The organism is Bradyrhizobium sp. U531 (genome assembly GCF_051710265.1).
Classification (GTDB): domain Bacteria; phylum Pseudomonadota; class Alphaproteobacteria; order Rhizobiales; family Xanthobacteraceae; genus Bradyrhizobium.
On record NZ_JASVEN010000011.1, the window covers coordinates 181,856 to 202,096 of the forward strand.

A 20,241-nucleotide genomic window follows, 5' to 3' on the forward strand; every position below is an offset into this window, starting at 1 on the left:
CAATGGCAATAAATGTCTTCGACACCTTCTTGAAGGAATTCGAGCAGCCAATCACGGCCTTTGTATCGACATCGGTCTCGAATCTGGCCTCGTATATCGACGGTCCACTACGCGTTGGCGTGACGCTTTACGTCGTTCTCTACGGCTTTGCTGTCATGCGCGGCTCGATCTCCGAGCCTATCATGGAGTTCGCTTGGCGTGCCATGCGGATCGTACTTGTCGTCCTGCTTGCAACCAATTCGAGCACGTTCCAGCAATACGTCACGAGTCTGTTTTTCGACAGTTTTCCCAAAGAGATTGGCAATGCCTTGGCTGGCTCCGGTCTGAACACCAGTTCCGGCGCGCCATTCGATCAGTTGCTTACCAAAGGTATCGGCGTCGCCAACAAGATCTATAAGCAAGCTGGTCTGACCAACATCGCGCCCGCCCTGGTTGCGGCCATTCTTCTTGTCTTTGTGGCGATTGGCTCCTTTCTGCAATTCGCGATCCTGCTCTATGCCAAGGTGGGACTTGGCGTCGTCATCGCCCTTGGCCCCGTCTTCATCGCGATGGCTCTTTTTGAGGCGACCAGGCCGTTCACGGAAGCCTGGCTCCGGCAAGTCGCAAACTTCGTGATCCTGTTGGTCCTGGTGGTCGCTCTGGTCGGTCTCATGCTGACGACCGTCACGGGATTTATCGACCGGTTCGGCAACAACGCGGGAACAGCAGGCGAGATGGTCGTGGCTGCCGTTGCGATCAGCGCGGTGCTCGGGCTATCCGGCTACATATCACTTCAGCTCCCGGTCATCGCCGGTGGACTGGCCGGGGGCGGCGCTTCGCTCGCCAGCCGCCTGGTGACAAGCCCCCTGATTGCCAATGCCACGGCGGCAGCCAGCGGTGCCTATGCCGGCGCCCGGTGGTCGGCCAGCCAGGGTCTGACCGCCTTACGCGCGAGCCGCCAGGGCGGTAGCATCCGCCGTACCCGGTCGCACGGGAGCACGGCCGCATGAACCGGAAGCGGAATCTCTCACGCGTGCCTCTCAGATTGCTCGTCGTTTCCGTGATAGCGTGCCAGCTTGGCGGCTGCGCAAGCTGGTCGAAGGCACCGCCATCATGCGACGGCTCGGTCCGCCGGCCGCTCAATCGTTCGCTGTGGGACTGGGAGAACGGGACGCCATTGGCGGCTCCGGAACAAGCACCTCTGCCATCCGCTTCGGACCCGCTCATCCGGAAGGGGGATGCTGGTTCGTCGGAGCCAACTGGACGGTCCTCGGCTTCCGGCAGCCACATCGACATCGCTGCCTCCTACCACCCCTGCGGCAAGGAGGCGTGAGATGGTCGGCACCGACGACCTAAAGGCATATTTCGAGAACGCGCGTCGATGGGAACAGGATCTGCTGCTGTCGGCTCACCGCTCGCGGCGAACGGCATGGTTCATCGCGGCAGCCGCTTGCGCATTGGCGATCGCCTCGGTGGGGGCGGTCGCAGCACTCGCGCCTCTAAAGACGGTCGAGCCTTTCGTCATTCGGGTGGATAATGCCACTGGCATCGTCGACACGGTTTCGGCGCTGACCGCGACACCGGCGCGCTACGACGAGGCGGTGACAAAATACTTTCTCGGACGCTACGTCCGCGCGCGCGAGGGTTACAGCTACCCCGAGGCGGAGACGAACTTCCGCACGATTTCCCTGCTTTCGGGGTCAGGCGAGCAGGCCCGTTTCGCGGCGTGGTACCGCGGCTCAAATCCTCAGAGTCCCCAGGTCATTCAGGGACGATTCGGGGTCGCCACCGTTAGGATCAAGGCGATTTCGCTGCTGGCCGACAATGTGGCCTCCGTGCGCTTCATGAAAGAGAGCCGGAAGGGTGAGGAGACCCGCATCACCCATTGGGTTTCAACGCTAACGTTTTCCTATGCCAATGCGCCGATGTCCTCCGCCGATCGCCTGGTCAATCCCCTCGGCTTTCAGGTTTCAGAATATCGCGCCGATCCAGAGGTCGTGCCGTGAAACGTCTCATCTTTCCGATCATCGTGTCACTTGGACTTGCAGACCCAGTCCTGGCGCTGCAACAGCCGTCACCGGGTCAGCATGACGCCCGGGTGCGCACTGTCACCTATGACCCAACCAACGTGGTCCGGGTCAACGGCGTCATTCGGGCCTCGACCCAGGTGATGTTTGGCGACGACGAAGAGGTCGCCCATGTCGCGATCGGAGATTCCGTCGCCTGGGAGGTTGCACCGGCGGGCTCCATTCTGTTTCTCAAACCGCGCGAGAAGCATCCGCCCACCAATCTGCAGGTCGTGACCACCCGCGCGGACGGACGAAAGCGCTCCTACCAGTTTGAGCTGTCCATCGCCGAGACCACGCTGGCCGACAGCTACTTCGTCGTTCGCTTTGCTTATCCTGGCGATGAAGTTGAACGACGGCGCGCGGAGGCCACTGCCCGGAGCGCTGAGCGGGAAGGGGCCCTGATCGACCAGACCTTTGACCTTCATCATGCCTACGGTGCGCGGAACTGGCGGTTCTCGGCCCAGGGGTCCGTCGATCTCGAGCCCGAAGCCGTCTTCGACGACGGCAAGGAGACAACATTTCGCTTTGCAGGCAACCGCGAAGTCCCCGCCATCTACCTGATCAATTCAGACGGCTCGGAAAGTCTGGTGCCCAAGGACGTCCGCGGCGAACTGGTCGTCGTCCATGCAACGGCCCGCGAGTTTCGGCTGCGCAAAGGTGCCGTGGTGCTGTGCATTTTCAATGAAGCGTTCGACCCGGTGGGGATCAATCCCGGCACCAACACCACGAGCCCCTCGATCGAGCGGCGGGCCAGGAAGTCAGCTCCAACCGTAAAGCCACGATAGGCCGACCCAAATGACCGAGCTCAACAACGAAACAATCGATGGCGATCGCGGCATCACGCCGGTCGGCCGTGCCGACCACATGCGGGCGACGATGCTCAAGCGCGGGTTTGGCGCACTCGGGCTCACCGCATTCGCCTTTCTCATCATATGGAGCACGTGGAAGGGCGATAAGCCGGTAGCTGAGTCCGCGCGCAAGCTGATGATCCGCCAAGCCGCGGCGTTCGAGCCGGCCACGGAAGCATCGGCCGCACCACTGACCACAGCTTCCGTCCCGGCTGCACCCACCGCGGCCCCACCAACCATTGCCCCGCCCGTACTAGATCAGATGCTCGAAAGCGCGCGCCGTGCGCCGGTCCTGGCCTATAACCGGCCCATCTCCGCCGGCCGTTTAGCCCGCAGCGGCCCGATGGAGACTGGTGCTGCCGATCCCTATGCTTTCGGACGGGCCGAGCCGCCGAATGAGCTTGCCGACAAGCTCAAGCCTACGGCGATCGAAGGCGTCCGCGCCGCACGGCTTCCCAACCGCAACCTCCTGGTCACACAGGGCACGTCGATCCCATGTGTGCTGGAGACGGCCATGTCGTCAGACGTCGCGGGCTTCGTGTCCTGCGTCGTGATGCGCGATGTCATCTCCGATTCCGGGAATGTGGTGCTCATGGAGAAGGGTACTCAGGTGGTCGGCGAATACCGCGGCAATGTCAGGCGCGGATCGAAACGCATGTTCGTGCTGTGGTCGCGGGCCAAGACACCGACGGGCGTCATCGTCGCGCTCGCCTCACCGGCCACGGATGCGCTCGGTCGGGCCGGCTTTGACGGCGATATCGACACGCATTTCTGGGAGCGATTTGGATCAGCACTGCTGCTGTCGATCGTGGGCGATGCCGGTTCGATTGGGCGACAGCAGCTCCAGGACAGCTCGATTCAGATCAACAATACTACTGGCTCAGCAAATACTGCCGCCAGCATTGCCGTCGAACAATCGATCAACATTCCACCCACGCTGAACAAGAACCAGGGCGAATTGGTCAATATCTTTGTCGCGCGGGACCTTGATTTCTCGTCGGTCTATCAACTGAAGCGAATTGAGACGCGCAGCCAAATCTTCGACCGCACCGTCGGTGGCGCTGCCGTCGGGCCCGCCGAGGTCACGGAATGACGCAGATCGCATCGACCGAGCAGATTGGCGGTCGTTTAGTCCTGACTCGTTATCTCGAGCCGCTGAACCGATATCTGGCTGACGAGTCCCTGACCGAGATCGTCATCAACCGTCCCGGTGAAGTCTTCGTGGAAGGTCCCGAGGGCTGGACCTGCCACACGGAAGCAGCTCTCACATATGCCTACCTTTCACACCTCGCAACAGCGGCTGCCGGACATACGCGCCAGGACATCGGACCCGAATTTCCCGTGGTGTCGACAAGTCTGATCGGCGAAGAGCGCTGCCAGATCGTGGTGCCGCCGGCCGTCCCGGCCGGTCAGGTCAGTCTCACGATTCGCAAGCCGTCGAAACTCACCATGAACTTGGCCGCTCTTGAGCGGACAAGATTATTTGACGAGGTCCGATTAGCCGGTGACGAACTTCATCCTGATGAGCATCGATTGCTCGCTCTGAAGGAAGCCGGCCTCTGGCGTGAATTCCTGGAGCTTGCCGTAAAGACACGCCGCAACATTCTCATCTCGGGAGCGACCGGATCGGGAAAGACGACCCTCTCCAAAGCATTGATTGCGGCGATCCCAGCGCATGAACGGCTGATCACTATTGAAGACACCATCGAGCTGGTTATCCCCCACGAGAATTCCGTCCGGCTGCTCTATGCCAAAGACGGGCAGGGCGTTGCCAAGATCGGCCCCCGCCAGCTTCTGGAATCGACGCTACGCATGAGGCCAGACCGGATCCTGTTGCAGGAACTGCGGGACGGCACGGCCTTCTTCTATCTCAGGAACGTCAATTCGGGGCATCCGGGATCGATCACGACGGTTCACGCCGATAGCGCGCGGCTTGCCTTCGAACAGTTGACCCTTTTGGTGAAAGAGAGTGCCGAAGGACGAGACCTTCATCGCGACGACATCCGTTCGCTGCTGCTGCACCTGGTCGATGTCGTCGTTCAAATGCAAAAGCGTGATGGTCGCTATCGCATCTCTGAGATCTACTATGATCCGATACGCAAACGTGATCACGCCCGTTAAAGCCGCGCGTGGCACAGCGCTCGCGCTTTGCGCCGGGGCGCTCTTTCTGCTGGTCGCCTCAAACGTGCTACTGCTCGGGCTCAGAGTTCACGACGGCGGATTTCATTGGTTCGAGATCGCGAGCGGCTGGCCCCGCTACGGCACCGATCCACGGTTCGACCGCTGGCTGACGCTCTCAACTCTCGCCGGCACGATCGCGGTCTTCGGCCTGCTCGGTATCCTCCTCCGGCAGCGTCCCTTGCCGCTTCACGGCAAGGCACGTTTCGCGTCCGAGCGCGAGATCAAGGGTGCGGGTCTCCGGTCGAAGGAGGGCATTCTGCTCGGCCGCAAGGACGGTGCGATGCTTTGCTTCGGTGGATCGGAACACGTTTTGGTCTATGCACCGACCCGGGCCGGCAAAGGGGTCGGCTATGTCATTCCGAACCTGCTGAATTGGGCGGATTCGGTTGTCGTGCTCGATGTCAAGAAGGAGAACTGGCAAAAATCGGCGGGCTTCCGCGCTGCCCACGGGCAAACAGTCCACCTGTTCGACCCACTCGACGAAAACGGATGGACTGCAAGGTACAACCCGCTCGGCTACGTGCGTAGCGATCCCGCCGACCTCTATGATGATCTACAGCGCATCGCGGTCATGCTGTTTCCGGCCGAGAGCCGCGGCGATCCATTCTGGTTTGAAGCGGCGCGGACAGCATTTGTGGCGATCGGAGGTTACATTGCGGAAACCCCTGGGCTACCTCTGACCATCGGCGAGATCCTGCACCAGCTCTCCGCTGTGCCCGATCTCAAATCGCATTTTGAGAAGATCATCGCTGCACGACGATCGAGCAGCTCCCCTTTGTCACGCTCCTGCATCACCGCTTTGAACGACTTCCTTGCGGCTTCCGAAAACACCATGAACTCGGTGCGCAAGACCGTGACAGCAAGACTTGGCCTGTGGCTCAACCCTCGCATCGATACCGCGACATCAGCCAATGATTTCGATTTGCGCGAGCTGCGGCAACAACCGATGTCAATCTATCTCGGCGTCACGCCCGACAATCTCGAGCGCATGGCACCTCTTCTGAACCTGTTTTTTCAGCAGGTCGTTGATCTCAACACCCGTGAGCTGCCGGAACATAACCCGAAGCTCAATCGCAAGATTCTGCTCTTGCTTGACGAATTCCCAGCGCTCGGCAATGTCAACGTTTTGGCGAAATCGGTCGCATTCGTTGCTGGGTACGGGATCCGGCTTCTGACCGTCGTCCAGAGCCCGGCGCAGCTTCGCGCGATCTACGGCGCCGACGTCGCCCGCAACTTCATGACAAACCATGCTGTTGAGGTCGTGTTCGCTCCGAAGGAGCAAGACGTCGCAAACGAGCTTTCAGAACGTATTGGCTATGATACGGTCAAGGCGCGCAGCCACAGTGGACCAAAAGGCTTCTCAGCACGATCAACGAGTCAAACGGTATCGGAACATCGGCGCGCTCTGATGCTGCCCCAGGAGCTGAAGCTTCTGCCAAGGTCCAAGGCATTCATCCTGGGCACTGCGATTCCACCGCTGATCGCCGATAAGCTCATCTACTACAAAGATAAGGCCTTTCTGCAACGACTGTTGCCGGCGCCGGTTCAGGCGATGCCGAGGACGCTTTCGAATGCGTTGATCGACGCTGAAATCAAAGAGCTTCGCTCCGAAGTCGCTGAACTTCGTGCGATATTCCGATCTCGACCGATGACCGACGAGGAGGTGGCCAATCCATCAACGATTCCTGACGATGCCAGTTTCGATTTCGGTAACGTAGATGTCGACCTTGAAGGTCTCTCCGAAGAAGACCTGAAAGCCTGGACCCTGAAGTACATCGACGCTCAGGTCGTTCCGCCGACCCGGCGGAGCGGCCGCAAGCAGAAGGGTGGGCATCATGAACGACAGGCATGACGCGAGCGAGGAATTCAGCCTGGAGCGGCAACGTCGCGCGGGGCGCGCTTCCGCCGGAGAAAAGGGGGAAGACGAGTCCAGGGCGACAGCCGCCAACCAGCCTTCATCCGCGGAGGTCGCCGATAGTGCGTTCCCAGACCGTATCCGCCGGAAATATTACGTGTTGGCCAGTGGCTCCGAGAAGGATGGATCCGACCGCGAAGCGCGGCTCTATGCCGACGAGCGGAAAGAGTACCTCGCGTTCAAGGTTACTGGCGATCGCCTGGTCACCCGCATAGCTGCCGCCGAAGTGATCCGGGACATGGTCAGCGTCGCACACCATCGCCAGTGGGAAGCACTGCACGTCCGTGGTTCCGTCGAGTTCCGGCGCGAGGCATGGCTCGAGGCCAGCGCGCGCGGAATGGAGGTACAGGGCTATCAGCCAAACGAGCTTGATCGCCAGGCGCTCGCTGACCGACGAACCGCATCGGATCGAGCCCACGCCCGGACCAATGATGCCAAGGCCCGCTCGGCCTCCGACAGGTCAGTGCAGGCGGATACGCTCGATTACGACAAGGGCGTTTCCGGACGTCTGATGGAGGTCGGTTTTGGCCCGTATCGCAACCGCCCCGACGCGGAGCCGTCAACTTATGCGGCCATCGAACTGGATGATGGCCGGCGACATCAAGTGTGGGGCGTCGGCGTTGTGCCGGACGTCGCAGATAGTGGCGCGACGCCGGGCGACCGTATCTCTCTGCGAAGGGATGGCGTTGAACCCGTCATCAGGGCGATCAAGTCCGTCGACCCCGAGACAGGTATCGCTAGTGTTGAACGGCGCCAGATGTGGCGCAACATATGGAATGTGACGGTGGAGGAACGCGGTGCAGACCGACCTGCAGCAGTGCATGATTCCAACCTGCTCGCGGTCCAATCCCAGATTGTCGCCATCAACAAGGTTGTCGAACGCGCTCTTCCGAACGATGAGAATGCTCGCCAGAGCATTATGGCCTTCGCGAAGGAGCGCATAGCCCAGCATCTGGAAAACGGGCAATCGTTTGCGCGAGCGACAGTCATTGAGCCTGTCCGCGACCGCCATGAACAATCCGCCCGCCCGAAGGAGGGACCTCTCCAGAACCAAAGCGGCGAACGTACCAGATTGCGCGAGCGAGAGCGCTAAGCGCTCAATCATCCGTCGCGCAGCCAAGAGTCCGACCGGTAGGCGGCTGACGCCACCGCGCTTAAGCCCGGACAATGACTTGACACACTTCGATAGCATTTCCCGGTCCTCTTTTTTCTCCGCCAAATACCCCGACTTGCGCGCATGAGGCACAGGATCATTTGGCGCGACAACGGAATATTGGAAGCGTGGGTCGGCTGACACTTCCATCAGCGGGTAAGGGAAGTCAGGGTGTCCACGTCGGCGTGTTTGCCCTACGATAGTCTCGGCACTCACGCGATATTGGCTGCCCTGCCGCACGCCGGTGCCGGATCGCTTGATGTCCGGCGGAGCGTGAACCACAGAGAGCGGTGCTGCATACCGAGCGCTGGGTCATCAGCTAACTTGGAGTCGCCCACGGGCCGAGCTGGCCTTTCGCCGTTCGCCAAGCGGGCCAAAAGCCTAGGAGTTACATCGGCTCGATGCCGATCTTCTTGATAATCCCTGCCCATTTCGCGGTTTCCGAGGCTATAAAATTCTTCAGCTCCTGCGGATCCATCACGAGCGGCTCGGCGCCCTGCTCGACGAAAAGGGCACGCACTTTCGGATCGTTCACGGCTTCGACCGTCGCGGCATAGAGCTTGTCGATCACTGGCTGGCTTGTGCTCGCGGGCGCGAGCAGCGCTAGCCACGCAGCGCTCGCGTAGTTCGTCAGGCCGGCCTCGGCCGCGGTCGGAACATCGGGCAGCGCGGACATGCGCTTATCGCTGGCAACCGCGAGCGCCCGAGCATCGCCGCTTTTGATCAAGCTGATGACGTTCGGCAGGAGTTGGAAGCCGAGCGGGACCTGACCCGCGATGAAGTCCGGCGTGTACGCGGCGATATTGCGATAGGGAACGTGCGTGAGCTCGGTGCCTGTGAGCTGCTCGAAATAAGTGGCGGCGAGGTGCTGGGACGAACCGATGCCGACGGTCCCGTAGTTCAACTCGCGAGGATGGGCCTTGGCGTAGTCAATCAGCTCGTTAAGCGATTTTGGCGACAGTCTCGAATTGATCACGATGACGTTCGGCAGCGTCGCGAACAGGCCGATGGGGGCGAGATCCTTCAACGGATCGTAGGGAAGCTCCTTGTAGAGCGACTTGTTCGCGGCCAGCGGCCCGGACGTGCCTGTCAGCAAGGTGTAACCGTCCGGAGCAGCATGCGCCGCGGCCGCAGTGCCGATATTGCCGCCGGCGCCGGGGCGATTGTCGACGACGAAGGCCTGTCCGAGTGACGTCGACATGCGGTTGAGCAGGATGCGGGTGATGACATCGCTGGCGCTGCCCCCGGCAAAGGGCACGAGAACCTGAATCGGCCGGGTCGGATAGTCCAGTGCTTGTGCGGGACGCAGTCCGCTGGCGGCGAGCAGGGCGCCACCGCCGAGCGAAAGCAGTGATCTCCGGTTGAGGCGAAGTCCTCCGCTCTGCAACTGAGCGCCGTCCCTGATCTTGCTGCGACCGAACCTTGTCATCTCGGACTTGATCTCCCGACTGTCTCGTTCTGCGAGCCCTGAACCGGTCCGGACAACAGTCTTCCGAGATAAGCGCGAGGCCGCGATTTTCTGCGCTTGAACCTTAGTTAACTCGTGAATGCGGCCGTCATGCCGGCTGGTCTCAAAACTTACCAACCCGTCTCATTTTGCGCTGGGGCGCGCGACATCCTGTTTGAGGACGAGTGCGCCACCGTTTGCAGCGAGGCGCAGCATTTCGGCCTTTAGCGGTCGAGAAATGGGCGCAGCCCGCGCTGCGTGCGATCATTCGCGCCTCGCCAAGACTTATCGCATCAAGCACCGCCTCTCATCCGCGATATCGGCGGTTTCGAGCATGTCGAGCGCACGACCGCTTGCAAATTGTTGCGGAGAGCTGCGATAATGCCGAACGTGTTTCATCGCGGAACAGGACGACGCCTCAAAGCCGGTGAGATCGAAATCACTTCAAAACGTCTCGCCTCCGCGGCTTCCGACTTTCCTTGTCGGAGGGTGAGCTTTTGCCGTCGGAATACGGCTCCACGAGATCTCTCGCCGCGGTTGCAGCCTGCGCGAGATCGTGACTGATAACATCCAGCACCGCCTTGGCCGCAACCGACACGGCTCGCCGCGGATGGTGCACCCAGGCAATCGAGCGCACGATCCTCTGCTCGTCGAAGCGATGTGCCCGGATGGCGCCGCTCGCAAGCGATTGCCGGAGCGCAATGGTCGGCAGCACCGTCGCGAAATCGGTGGTCGCGATCACGTCGCAGAGGGCGGGCAGGGTGTCGATCTCCAGCCGCGACCGCAGGTCGATGCCGATTGCGGCGGCGTGCTCGTCCAGGATCAGCCGCAGGCCGTGGCGCTTCGAGGGCAGCACCAGATCGAATTTCGCGATGTGGTCGAAGCGCAGCTTTGCGGGCGGCCTGATCGGGCTGTCCTTGCGGCAGGCGAGCACCATCTCCTCGTCCATGATGTGATGCGCTGCGAGCGGCGTCTTTCGACGCGGCACGTTGATCAGGGCGAAATCGAGCTGGCCGGTGTTCACCCAGTCGACCAGCGTCTCGGTGTAGCCCTCACAGGCCGACAGTGTGATCTCGGGATAGCGGCTCGCAACAGTCGCTGACGAGCTCGCCATCGTGCTTTGCGCCACCGAGGTGATGAGGCCGACCGAGACGCGGCCCGAGATGCGCCCGCCGAGCTGGGCCATCTCCTGCCGCGCATACTCGGCATCGCGCACGATTGGCGCGGTCAGCCGCACCAGCGCCTCGCCGGCGCTGGTCAGCGTCATGCCCTGGACGCTGCGATCGAACAGTTTTTGGCCGAGCTCGGCCTCGAGCTTGGCGATCTGCATGCTCAGCGCCGGCTGCACGATATTGAGCTGGCGCGCGGCCCGGGTGACGTTCTTCTCCTCGGCCAGGCACAGGAAATATTGCATCTGCCGGAGTTCCACGGGCGTGTCCTTGGTTCGCGATCTAGCTCGCTCGCCATCATCCCAAATGATGCACGATATAATCAATCATTATTTGTGGTGATGGACGGGATTGCCTAGTCTCGTCGCCTAGGGGCATGGCCCCAGGGAGCGAAATCATAAGTATGCAGGACGCCACGCCCAAGCGGATGATCATCGGCATTTCCGGCGCCTCCGGCGTCACCTACGGCGTGCGCCTGCTCCAGCTCTTGCGCAATGCCGGCGTCGAAACGCATCTAGTGATGTCGAAGACGGCCGAGCTGACCTTTGCCTATGAGACGGATTTGAAGATCGCGGAGGTGAGGGAGCTTGCCAATGTCTGCCATGCGATCGACGACATGGCCTCGGCGATCTCGAGCGGCTCGTTCCGTACCGCCGGCATGATCGTGGCGCCGTGCTCGATGCGCTCGATGTCCGAGATCGCCTCGGGCGTGACCACGACGCTCTTGACCCGTGCCGCCGACGTCGTGCTCAAGGAGCGCCGCCGGCTGGTGCTGATGGTGCGGGAGACGCCGCTGCACACCGGGCATCTCAGGACGATGACGGCGCTGTCCGAGATGGGCGCGATCATCGCGCCCCCGGTGCCGGCCTTCTATGCCAAGCCGGAAAATCTCGACGACATGGTCGAGCACACCGTCGGCCGCGTGCTCGATCTCTTCGACATCGATATCGGCGTGGTGCGCCGGTGGGGCGAGGACGAGGCGCTCAAGCGCCGCTCGTCGCCGCTGCGCAAGATCGCGCCCTGATCTGAGACCTAAGGAAAAGTCACATGCAAATGCAAACCCCAACCAGGACAGCTGCGAAGACGCCCGCCGATCTGCGCACCTGGCTCGCCTGCCTCGCCGAGCGTGGCAAGCTCGCCATCGCGCGCGAGGGCATTGGGCTTGCAGACGAGCTCGCCGCAATCGCCAAGCGGCTGGAGTGCGACAGCGCCGTGCTGTTTCCGCGCCCCGACGGACATGAGATTCCCGTGGTCGCCAATCTCTTTGCCGGCCGCGACTGGGTCGCCGAGTCCATCGGAGTGACCGAGGACCAGTTGCTCCCGCGGTTCCTGGCCGCCGCGAGCCATCCGCTGCCGACACGTGAGGTGCCGAGTGGACCGGTGCAGGAGGTCGTGCACGAAGACGTCGACCTGCTGCGCCAACTCCCGGTGCCCAAGCATAACGAGCGCGACAGCGGGCCCTACATTACGGCGGGCTTGTTGATCGCCCGCAACCCCAGGACAGGCGTTCAGAACGTCTCGATCCACCGCTGCCAGATCTCCGGCAAGAACCGCATCGGCGTGCTGCTGTTGCCTCGGCACACCTTCTCTTACTATCGCCTCGCCGAAGAGCTGGACCAGGCGCTGGAGATCGCGATTGTCATTGGCGCGCATCCGGCCTTGATGCTGGCTTCACAGGCGATCGCCGCGCTGGACGAGGATGAGATGGGCATCGCCGGCGCGCTGCTCGGCTCGCCCGTGGACGTCGTCAAGTGCCGCAGCAATTCGGTCCGCGTTCCCGCGCACGCCGAAATCGTGATCGAAGGACGCATTCTGCAAGGCGTGCGCGAGCCGGAAGGGCCGTTCGGCGAATTTCCTCAATATTACGGCCCGCGCGCCAATCGCGAAGTGATCGAGATCGACGCGATCACGCATCGCAAGTATCCGATCTTCCACACCATCGTTGGCGGCGGCTTCGAGCATCTGATCCTCGGCGGCGTGCCGCGCGAGGCGACGCTGCTCCAGCATCTGCGCCGCAGCTTCCCCAATGTGCTCGACGTCCGCCTCACGCGCGGCGGCACCTGCCGCTATCACCTCGCCATCAAGATCGACAAGGCCAATGACGGCGAGCCCAAGAACATTATGATGTGTGCGTTCGGCGCGCATTACGACATCAAGCAGGTCATCGTGGTGGACAAGGATGTCGACATCTCCTCGTCCGAGGAGATCGAATGGGCGGTGGCAACGCGCTTCCAGGCCGACCGCGACCTCGTGGTCGTCTCAGGCGCACTCGGCTCGAAGCTCGATCCGACCACCGACAACGGCATCAGCGCCAAAATGGGCCTCGATGCGACCGCGCCGGTCAGCGCGCCCGAGCTCGCCTTCAAGCGCATCCGTGTCAAGGGCGAGGAGGACGTCGATCTCGCCACCGTCTTGCAAGCTGATCCCGGCGCCGCGGTCGCGCGGCTTCTTGCGGAGACGCGTGCATGAGCCGCTTACCGCCCAACTGCAACTTGCGTCTTTTTGCGCGGTTGGAATATGAAGCCGGTGCTGCCTATAGTGCCGCGCCAACGACCAATCATTTTGCGGCGCAATGCCGGGAGGACGGAACTGATGTCGACGGCCCTGCGCATCGCTCATGGCGCTTTCGGCAGGGTCGCCCTGCTCGATATGGACCGTTCGCTGGTCCGCCACGCCCATCATCACTGTCACGTCCTGCTCAAGGTCGAAGGCGCCGATACCCAGTTTCTGGTCGGCGACCACGTCACGCCGCTGACGGACACCGCCGCGGTGCTCGTCGACGGCTGGAAGCCGCACGCCTACGTGCATGACGCCAATCGGCCGCGCACCCTCATCATGGCGCTCTATATCGAGCCGGAATGGCTGAAGGAGTTCCGCCCCGGCTGGGCCGCGAGCGGTGCGCCGGGCTTTTTCGAGCGGCCGTCTGGAGAGGTGTCGCCGCGGATCCGTCAGCTGACGCTGCATCTGGCGGCCGAAATGATGGCGAATCCGGATGCGGTGCGCACCCACGAGCAGACGCTGTCCGACCTGATGATCGCGGTGATCGAGCGCTTCACGCCCTGGCGCAGCTTTCCGACCTCGATCCGCGGCATGAGCGCGGTGAGCTGCGACTGGCGCATCCGCCGCGCGATGGACGCGATGCGGGTACAGGATTCCTACGCCAACGTCGATCAGTTCGTGAAGGGGGCCGGCCTGTCGCGCGCGCAATTCTTCCGCCTGTTCGAGACCTCGCTCGGCGTCTCGCCAAAGCTCTATCTCAACGTCGTCCGCATCGAGCGCGCGCTGGATGCCGTGATGCGCGAGGACACGCCGCTCGGCGAACTCAGCGAGCGGTTTGGTTTTCCGGAGCCCGCGCATTTCACGCGCTTCTTCCGCGATCATGCCGGCGTCAGTCCGCGCGAATTTCGCAACGTCTCGCGCCTTGCGGGTTGATTCCTGCGGGCTGATATTGCGCTGCACAGGCGCGAATGAGACGATTTGGTAAGTCGTGAGAGCGGGCGGTATGGCCCCCGCATCCCCAGTCCTGACATCTGGCACCGTCGCGTCAAAGAGCGCGTCGGGAGGGTTGCCGGGACATGGTGCAGGCTGCGGTTCAATCCGCGAATTCAGTCGATCAGAGGGACGACAGGCCGTGGGTAGGGCGTTCGATCGAGCGCGTCGAGGACGCCGCGCTGCTCTCTGGTCGCGGCCGCTTCATCGACGATCTCGGCGTTGCGCCCGGCACGCTGCACGCAACGATTTTGCGCTCGCCGCACGCGCATGCCGATATCCTTTCGATCGATGTTGAAGCCGCGAAACGTCTGCCGGGCGTCGCTGCGGTTCTGACCGGCGAAGACGTCAAGGCGGTTACAACAACCCTCGTCGTCGGCGTGAAGGCGCCGGTCGAATGCTGGCCCATTGCAATGGACCGTGTGCGCTATGTCGGCGAGCCCGTGGCCGTGGTCGTGGCCACCGACCGCGCGCGCGCCGAAGATGCGGCGGAGCTGATCAACGTCGACTATCGCCCGCGCGGTGCCGTGGTCGATCCGCTCGGCGCGCTCGCTTCGGGGGCGCCCGTGCTGCATGACGGCTTTCTCGGCAATCTCGCCAGTGAACGTGCCTTCCGCTACGGCGATCCCGAGAAGGCTTTTGCGGAGGCGGCGCATCGCTTCTCCATCGATATCCGCTATCCCCGCAACTCCTGCACGCCAATCGAGACCTACGGCGTCGTTGCCTCGCATGATGCCGGCGAGGATGCGTACGAGGTGCTCGCCAATTTCCAGGGTCCGTTCAGCATCCACACGGTCATTGCACGCGCGCTGAAAGTGCCGGGCAATAGGTTGCGGCTGCGCACGCCGCCGGACTCCGGCGGCAGCTTTGGCGTCAAGCAGGGCGTGTTTCCCTACATCGTGCTGATCGCGGCTGCGGCGCGCATCACGGGCCGGCCGGTGAAATGGATCGAGGATCGGCTCGAGCATCTCACGGCTTCGGTGTCGGCGACCAACCGCGCGACGACCTTGGCGGCGGCGGTCGCAGCCGACGGAAAGATCCTCGCGCTCGACTGGGACCAGGTCGAGGATTGCGGCGCGCATCTGCGCGCGCCCGAGCCGGCGACACTCTACCGCATGCACGGCAATATGACCGGCGCCTACGACATCCGCCACGTCAAGATCCGCAACCGCGTCGTCGTCACCAACAAGACGCCAACCGGCCTCAACCGCGGCTTTGGCGGACCCCAGGTGTATTTCGCGCTGGAGCGATTGGTTCAGCGGATCGCAATCGCCCTTGGCCTCGATCCGCTCGCCCTGATCAAGCGCAATCTGATTGTTTCAGGCGCGTTTCCCTATCGCACCGCGACGGGCGCACTGCTCGATTCCGGCAACTATCAGGAAGCAGTCGCGCGTGCGGTCGCGCAGGGCCGTCTCGCCGAACTGCAGGTGAAGCGCGACGCGGCGCGGGCGCAGGGTCGCCTCTACGGCATCGGCTTTGCGGCCGTGGTCGAGCCCAGCGTCTCCAACATGGGCTACATCACGACCGTGCTGACGGCGGCCGAGCGCCGCAAGGCCGGGCCGAAGAACGGCGCGCAGGCGACGGCAACGGTCGGGCTCGATCCGGTCGGCAGCGTGACCGTTCATGTCGCCTCCGTGCCGCAGGGGCAGGGCCATCGCACGGTGCTGTCGCAGGTCGTGGCCGATGTCTTTGGGCTCCAGCCAAAGGACATTCGCGTCAACGCCGAGATCGACACGGCCAAGGACGCCTGGTCGATCGCGTCGGGCAATTACGCCAGCCGTTTTGCCGCGGCAGTCGCCGGCACCGCAAAGCTCGCGGCCGAGCGCGTCGCCGGCCGTCTCGCTCGCATCGCCGCCAGTCAGCTCAATGTCGAAGCCGCGGACATCGTGTTCGCAAAGGGCTTCGTCGGCTCAAAGCACAATCCGGAGAACCGGATCGCGTTCTCGCGCGTCGCAGCCCTCAGCCACTGGTCGCCGGGCTCGCTGCCTGACGATGCCGGCCAGACCATCCGCGAGACGGTGTTCTGGACGCCGCCGGAGCTGACGCCGCCCGACGAGGACGACCGCATCAACTCCTCGCTCTGCCACGGTTTCATCTTCGACTTCTGCAGCGTCGAGATCGACCCCGTCACGCTGGAGACGCGGATCGACCGCTACGTCACCATGCACGATTGCGGCACCATCTTGCATCCCGGCATGGTCAACGGCCAGATTCGCGGCGGCTTTGCCCAGGCGCTCGGCGCCGCGCTCTATGAGGAATATGCCTATGCCGAGGACGGCAGCTTCCTGACGGGAACGCTGGCCGACTATCTGCTGCCGACCACTACAGAGGTGCCGGAGCCCGAAATCTTCCACATAGAGACGCCGTCGCCGTTCACGCCGCTCGGCGCAAAAGGCGTCGGCGAGGGCAATTGCATGTCGACGCCGGTCTGCCTTGCCAACGCGGTCGCGGACGCGCTCGGTGTTGCCGATTTCACGCTGCCAATGGTGCCCGCGCGGCTGGCCGAGCTCGTGCGTGGCGCCGAGCCGCCGCCGCCGGCAGGTAGTGCGACCGCTGCGCCCGTGCGTGAAGGCGACCGGCGGCTGCGCGGCGAGGGGCAGGCCTCGGTGAAGGCAGCGCCCGAACAGGTCTGGGCGATGCTGCTCGATCCCGCCACGCTGCAATCCGTCATTCCCGGCTGCCAGCGCGTCGACAAGATCACGAACACGCATTTCCGCGCCGACGTGACGCTCGGCATCGGCCCCGTCTCCGGGCGCTATCGCGCCGATGTCGAGCTGTTCGATCTCGATCCGCCGCGTGCGGTGACCCTGCGCGGCGGCGCTACCGGCGCGCTCGGCTTCGGCAGTGCGGAGGGGCGCATCACGCTCGCGCCCGACGGCAGCGGCGGCACCAAGCTGACTTACAGCTATGACGCCGCCATCGGCGGCAAGGTCGCGAGCATCGGCGGCCGTCTGCTGGATGGTGCGACGCGCGTGATCATCGGCCAGTTCTTCACTGCGCTCGCGCTAAAGGCCGGCGGGGGCGGATCGTCGGACGGCGGCATTTCGCTGTCGGCGCTGCTGGCGAAGGTGGCGGCCGGCCTGTTCGGGGGGCACCGATGAAACCGCCAGCATTCGACTATCTGCGTGCCGAGAGCATCGGCGACGTCCTCCACGGACTGGCCCAGCAAGGCGGCGACGCCCGCGTGCTCGCCGGCGGCCAATCGTTGATGGCGATGCTCAACATGCGGCTCGCCAGGCCAAAGCTGCTGATCGACATCATGCGGCTCAAGGAACTTCGCCGGATCGAGCGGAAGGGCGATGCTGTCGTGATCGGCGCCGGCGTACGCCAGGCCGATCTGCTGGCTTGGCCGGAGCTTGCCGAGGCGCTGCCGCTGGTGGCGCTGGCGTTGCCCTGGGTCGGGCACATGCAGACCCGCAGCCGCGGCACCATCTGCGGCTCGCTTGCGCATGCCGATCCCAGCGCCGAGATGCCACTCGTGCTGGTCGCGCTCGGTGGCGAAGTGTTGTTGCGCAGCGCAAAGCGTCGCCGCCGTGTCGCAGCCAAGGAGTTTTTCGCCGGCATGATGCTCACCGCGCGCGACGACGATGAGCTCATCGAAGGCATCTCGCTGCCCGTGATCAACGGAGCGCGCGTCGCCTTTCGCGAGGTCGCCCGCCGTCACGGCGATTTCGCGATCGTTGCCTGCGCGGCAATGAAAACTCCGACGGGCGTGCGTCTCGCTGTCGGCGGCGTCGCCGACGTGCCGACCGCCCGTGACTGGCCGCGTCTGGAGGGCAGTGCGCTCGACGATGCCCTGAACGCCTTCGCGTACGAGCTTGGCGCCCGCGACGACGTCCACGCCACCGCGCGCTACCGCCGCGACCTCGTGCGCACGATCGGCCGCGATCTGATCAGCGAGGTGCTGCAATGACACGTCTCAAGGCAGATCAGCGCCATGCAGTTCGTTTCTCGCTCAACGGCAAACCCGTCGAGGGCGAGGCCGAGCCGCGCATGCTGCTCTCCGATTTCCTGCGTCACCAGCTCGGTGCAACCGGCACCCATGTCGGCTGCGAGCACGGCGTCTGCGGCGCCTGCACCGTCGTCGTCGACGGCATGCTGACGCGGTCCTGCCTGACGCTCGCCGCACAGGTCGATGGTTGCGATCTCAGGACAGTCGAAGGGCTCGCGCCCTCAGCCGATCGGCTCGGCGTGCTGCAGCAGGCGTTTCGCCGCCACCACGCGCTCCAGTGCGGTTTCTGCACCGCCGGCATCTTGATGTCGCTCGACCATTATCTCGCCGGTAACCCGGCGTCGACCGAGGCCGAGATCCGCGATCTCCTCAGCGGGCATATCTGCCGCTGCACCGGCTACACCCCGATCATCCAGGCGGCGCTTGAAGCCGCCGCAGAGCTTGCTTCATCGAAAAAAGAGACGTCAGATGCTTGATCTCGCCAGCAGCTTCATGGCCAGCGTCGCGCGCGATCCCCATGCCATTGCCCTGGTCGACGGCGATCTCCGCCTGACCTATCGGGAATGGTACGACAAGATCTCCGCGCTGGTGGTCTCGCTCGACCGCCTTGGTCTTAAGCCCGGCGATCATGTCGTCACGCTGCTGCAAAACCGCTGGGACGCCGCGACGCTGCACTGGGCCTGCCAGTTCGCCGGCCTCGTGATCACGCCGATCAACTGGCGCGCCAAGGCCGACGAGCTCGATTACTGCATCGAGAACGCCGAAGCCTGCGCGATTGTCTATCAGGACATTTCCGCCGAGGCGGTGCAGGGCTCGGCGCTGGCAGGCAAGCTGCTGCGCGTCTCCGTCGATCCCGGGACGGGAAATGCGACCAGCTTTGCCGATCTGATCAAGGACGGCGCGCCGGACGCCGAGCCGCGGGTCGGCGCCGATGCCTGGTCGATCATGCTCTACACCTCGGGCACGACCTCGCGGCCGAAGGGCGTGCCGCGAAGGCACCGCGCTGAGCGCGCCGCCGCGATCGCCCATGTCGCGCAAAACCTCTACGGCCGCGGCGAGCGCACCCTCGGCGTCATGCCGCTCTATCACACCATGGGCGTCCGCTCGCTGCTGGCGATGTCGCTGATCGGCGGCAGCTTCATCTGCCTGCCGCGCTACGACAGTCGACAGGCGCTGGCGCTGATCGAGCAGGACAAAATCACCAACCTCTATCTGGTGCCGACTCTCTATCACGACCTCGTCCATCACGACGCCTTCGCCCAAACCGACGTCTCCAGCGTGCGCAAGCTCGGCTTCGCCGGCGCATCGATGACCGATGGCCTGCTCAAGAAGCTGAACGAGGCGTTCAAGCCAAACCTGTTCGTCAACCATTACGGCAGCTCCGAGATCTACACGTTTACGATCGACCAGAACGCGGCGGCAAAGCCCGGCTCGGCCGGCAAAGCGGGGTTGAACCAGCACGTCAAGGTCGTCCGCATCGGCGCGCGCTCGATTGCGGATCTTGCCGCGGTCGGGGAGGAGGGCGAGATCATCGCGACGCTCAAAGGCGACGAGTCCTTCGAAGGCTACTGGCGGCGTCCCGAAGCCGACGCCAAGTCGCTGCGCGAGGGCTGGTACTTTACCGGCGACACCGGCTACGTCGATCCCGACGGGGACCTCTTCGTCACCGGCCGCGTCGACGACATGATCATCACCGGCGGCGAGAACGTCTCGCCGGTCGAGATCGAGAGCTGCTTGTCACTGCACCCCGGGGTCGACGAGGTCGCGGTGGTCGGCGTCGCCGACGAAAAATGGGGCAAGATCGTCGCCGCCTTCGTCAAGCGCAATCGCGCGGTCTCCGAGGTCGAGCTGGAGCAGTTCTGCCGCACCTCGGGCCTTGCCAATTTCAAGCGGCCGCGCCGCTACGTCTTTGTCGACGCAATTCCCAGGTCGCCGGTCGGCAAGTTGCTGCGGCGCCTGCTCGTTGCCGGAGCATATGAGGCCGAGCGCGTGCCGCCATCTGACGTCGCCTGATCATCACTCTTTAACAGAAGGAAAGC

At 63.5% G+C, this 20,241-nt stretch carries 16 protein-coding genes; 14 read left to right on the forward strand and 2 right to left on the reverse strand.

Annotation, left to right across the window (positions count from 1 at the left end; all coding sequences use genetic code 11):
• The first annotated feature begins 2 nt into the window (after positions 1–2).
• The 7 genes from QRQ56_RS34270 (at position 3) to QRQ56_RS34300 (ending at position 8,085) form a co-directional block, all read left to right on the forward strand.
• Entirely contained in the window at positions 3–989 is a 987-nt protein-coding gene (locus tag QRQ56_RS34270) for a type IV secretion system protein (protein WP_438745854.1), read from the forward strand.
• Between the two features lie 324 nt (positions 990–1,313).
• Positions 1,314–1,985, forward strand: coding sequence for a virB8 family protein (locus tag QRQ56_RS34275; protein WP_438745855.1), 672 nt, complete (start codon positions 1,314–1,316; stop codon positions 1,983–1,985).
• Positions 1,982–2,833, forward strand: coding sequence for a P-type conjugative transfer protein VirB9 (virB9, locus tag QRQ56_RS34280; protein WP_438745856.1), 852 nt, complete (start codon positions 1,982–1,984; stop codon positions 2,831–2,833). Before QRQ56_RS34275 ends, virB9 begins: the two co-directional genes overlap by 4 nt.
• 10 nt (positions 2,834–2,843) lie before the next feature.
• Positions 2,844–3,989: a type IV secretion system protein VirB10 gene (gene virB10, locus QRQ56_RS34285; RefSeq protein WP_438745858.1), complete on the forward strand. Its 1,146-nt coding sequence runs from the start codon at positions 2,844–2,846 to the stop codon at positions 3,987–3,989.
• Positions 3,986–5,017 (forward strand): P-type DNA transfer ATPase VirB11, encoded by a 1,032-nt coding sequence (gene virB11 / locus QRQ56_RS34290; protein WP_438745860.1) that lies wholly within the window; start codon positions 3,986–3,988, stop codon positions 5,015–5,017. The genes virB10 and virB11 overlap by 4 nt, the downstream gene beginning before the upstream one ends.
• Positions 5,001–6,929 carry a type IV secretory system conjugative DNA transfer family protein gene (locus QRQ56_RS34295; protein WP_438745861.1) on the forward strand — a complete coding sequence of 643 codons (1,929 nt, stop codon included), beginning with the start codon at positions 5,001–5,003 and terminating at the stop codon, positions 6,927–6,929. Before virB11 ends, QRQ56_RS34295 begins: the two co-directional genes overlap by 17 nt.
• Positions 6,913–8,085 carry an LPD7 domain-containing protein gene (locus QRQ56_RS34300; RefSeq protein ID WP_438745863.1) on the forward strand — a complete coding sequence of 391 codons (1,173 nt, stop codon included), beginning with the start codon at positions 6,913–6,915 and terminating at the stop codon, positions 8,083–8,085. Before QRQ56_RS34295 ends, QRQ56_RS34300 begins: the two co-directional genes overlap by 17 nt.
• 448 nt (positions 8,086–8,533) lie before the next feature.
• Here the strand turns inward: QRQ56_RS34300 and QRQ56_RS34305 are convergent, their stop codons facing one another.
• Both QRQ56_RS34305 and QRQ56_RS34310 read right to left on the reverse strand, forming a co-directional pair.
• Positions 8,534–9,574 carry a Bug family tripartite tricarboxylate transporter substrate binding protein gene (locus QRQ56_RS34305; protein WP_438745865.1) on the reverse strand — a complete coding sequence of 347 codons (1,041 nt, stop codon included), beginning with the start codon at positions 9,572–9,574 and terminating at the stop codon, positions 8,534–8,536.
• Positions 9,575–10,031: 457 nt separating this feature from the next.
• Positions 10,032–11,006: a LysR family transcriptional regulator gene (locus QRQ56_RS34310; RefSeq protein ID WP_438745924.1), complete on the reverse strand. Its 975-nt coding sequence runs from the start codon at positions 11,004–11,006 to the stop codon at positions 10,032–10,034.
• 158 nt (positions 11,007–11,164) lie between these two features.
• Here QRQ56_RS34310 and QRQ56_RS34315 point away from each other — a divergent pair, with 158 nt between their 5' ends.
• The 7 genes from QRQ56_RS34315 to QRQ56_RS34345 all read left to right on the forward strand — a co-directional run bounded on the left by QRQ56_RS34315 (position 11,165) and on the right by QRQ56_RS34345 (position 20,215).
• Positions 11,165–11,785: a UbiX family flavin prenyltransferase gene (locus tag QRQ56_RS34315; protein ID WP_438745866.1), complete on the forward strand. Its 621-nt coding sequence runs from the start codon at positions 11,165–11,167 to the stop codon at positions 11,783–11,785.
• A 23-nt stretch (positions 11,786–11,808) separates the two neighbouring features.
• Entirely contained in the window at positions 11,809–13,230 is a 1,422-nt protein-coding gene (locus QRQ56_RS34320) for a UbiD family decarboxylase (protein WP_438745867.1), read from the forward strand.
• A 123-nt stretch (positions 13,231–13,353) separates the two neighbouring features.
• Positions 13,354–14,193, forward strand: coding sequence for a helix-turn-helix transcriptional regulator (locus QRQ56_RS34325; protein ID WP_438745868.1), 840 nt, complete (start codon positions 13,354–13,356; stop codon positions 14,191–14,193).
• A gap of 143 nt (positions 14,194–14,336) precedes the next feature.
• Positions 14,337–17,351, forward strand: coding sequence for a xanthine dehydrogenase family protein molybdopterin-binding subunit (locus QRQ56_RS34330; protein ID WP_438745870.1), 3,015 nt, complete (start codon positions 14,337–14,339; stop codon positions 17,349–17,351).
• The gene (locus QRQ56_RS34335; RefSeq protein ID WP_438745872.1) at positions 17,348–18,163 is read left to right on the forward strand and encodes an FAD binding domain-containing protein; all 816 of its coding nucleotides are present in this window, start codon (positions 17,348–17,350) and stop codon (positions 18,161–18,163) included. Before QRQ56_RS34330 ends, QRQ56_RS34335 begins: the two co-directional genes overlap by 4 nt.
• Positions 18,160–18,678 (forward strand): (2Fe-2S)-binding protein, encoded by a 519-nt coding sequence (locus QRQ56_RS34340; protein ID WP_438745873.1) that lies wholly within the window; start codon positions 18,160–18,162, stop codon positions 18,676–18,678. Before QRQ56_RS34335 ends, QRQ56_RS34340 begins: the two co-directional genes overlap by 4 nt.
• A complete protein-coding gene (locus QRQ56_RS34345; protein WP_438745874.1) occupies positions 18,671–20,215 on the forward strand; it encodes an AMP-binding protein in 1,545 nt (514 codons plus the stop codon). The genes QRQ56_RS34340 and QRQ56_RS34345 overlap by 8 nt, the downstream gene beginning before the upstream one ends.
• Positions 20,216–20,241 lie beyond the last annotated feature (26 nt).